Raw genomic sequence first — 1,257 nt, forward strand, 5'->3', positions numbered from 1 at the left:
TGAGTAGCTGAGTAGCTGAGTAGCTGAGTAGCTGAGTAGCTGAGTAGCTGAGTAGCTGAGTAGCTGAGTAGCTGAGTAGCTGAGTAGCTGAGCTTTTTTCTTCTTTTCGATGGGGGTACTGGTATTGGGAAATGCCTTTATAGAAGTGTTAGAAGGTTCTAAGTATTAGTTAGGAATTAATGATATGTTCTTTAATGTGCATTACAATGCGTATTCATAGCATCATATGGGTCTATCAAAAACTTATCCCTTTAAGGAAAAAATGCTACTGGTAGGTATGATTGTGAAGTCACAAAACAGATATAAATGTCTGTATATAAGGCTGAAAAAGGGAGAGAGTTGAGATAATTACTATTGATATTTGCTACGAAATATAGAATAATCCCGTCGATAGAAAGGGGAGAGGTGGCCGAGAGGCTGAAGGCGGCGGTTTGCTAAACCGTTATACAAGTAACATTGTATCGAGGGTTCGAATCCCTCTCTCTCCGCCAGTATAGGTGCAGTCGGCATTGAGGTACGAGACTGAGTATGGGCCGGTTTGTAACTAAGCACGGATATAAGAGTGTTAACTCTGTAGTTGAGTCATTTGTATTGAAGCATTGCAATCTTTGGAGCATCAGTAAAATAGAGGTTCGTTTATTTCTGAATTGGCGATCTATAGTGGGGGACACCATAGCGGATATGGCGTCACTAGATAGAGTCGTGTTTACCGGGAATAACTCAGGTGCCTTGTGTTTACAGGTAAAGAATGGGGGATACGCAATGTTCTTGCAATATGCCATTCCAGGAATAATAGAAAAGATCTCTCTTTATTTTGGCTTCAAAGCGATACACTCAATAAAAATCAGGCAATAATTGCCTAGGTACATTCCCTTGTGGTTACGTGTGAGGGAGGTTGTGTACGTTTCATAGGCTTGTGTCCCTTCTTGTATACTCTTCAGTTAGGTACTAGGCGAGGTCTGCTTTTATAGGATGGGGCAGGGAGGTAACGAAGATATTTGGTTCTTACTCTATCTCTATGATCATGGAAGTTTTATCGTATTGGAGATGTTTGTCACACTTTAATGTTTTAGCGTGACTGTTTTATGGAGTTTACACGCCTGCATATTAATAATACTTGAGGGTTTTGATTTTTTTGTAGTGTGTTCTGTGTGTGGGTTTTGTATCCTTAACTTGATGGAAACTACGGGCTGTTGTTACGTGTGAAGTAGCCTTGCTTGTGGAGATTTTACAGTCATGCTAAGTAAATTTTCAGCT

1 protein-coding gene and 1 tRNA gene are annotated in these 1,257 nt (G+C 40.3%); both read left to right on the forward strand.

Annotated elements, in window-relative coordinates; translation table 11 throughout:
* Nucleotides 1-399: 399 nt before the first annotated feature.
* Nucleotides 400-491, forward strand: a tRNA-Ser gene (locus tag KPX09_RS05300).
* 37 nt (nucleotides 492-528) lie between these two features.
* Nucleotides 529-855 carry a DciA family protein gene (locus tag KPX09_RS05305; RefSeq protein ID WP_249549307.1) on the forward strand — a complete coding sequence of 109 codons (327 nt, stop codon included), beginning with the start codon at nucleotides 529-531 and terminating at the stop codon, nucleotides 853-855.
* The last annotated feature ends 402 nt before the right edge of the window (nucleotides 856-1,257 follow it).

Origin of the sequence: Anaplasma phagocytophilum (genome assembly GCF_023476575.1) — a bacterium.
Lineage (GTDB): Bacteria > Pseudomonadota > Alphaproteobacteria > Rickettsiales > Anaplasmataceae > Anaplasma > Anaplasma phagocytophilum_A.

What these genes read in the sequence shown, in the direction of transcription:
- KPX09_RS05305 (WP_249549307.1), top strand. Translation starts at nt 529, where the DNA reads ATGGGCCGGTTTGTAACTAAGCACGGATATAAGAGTGTTAACTCTGTA.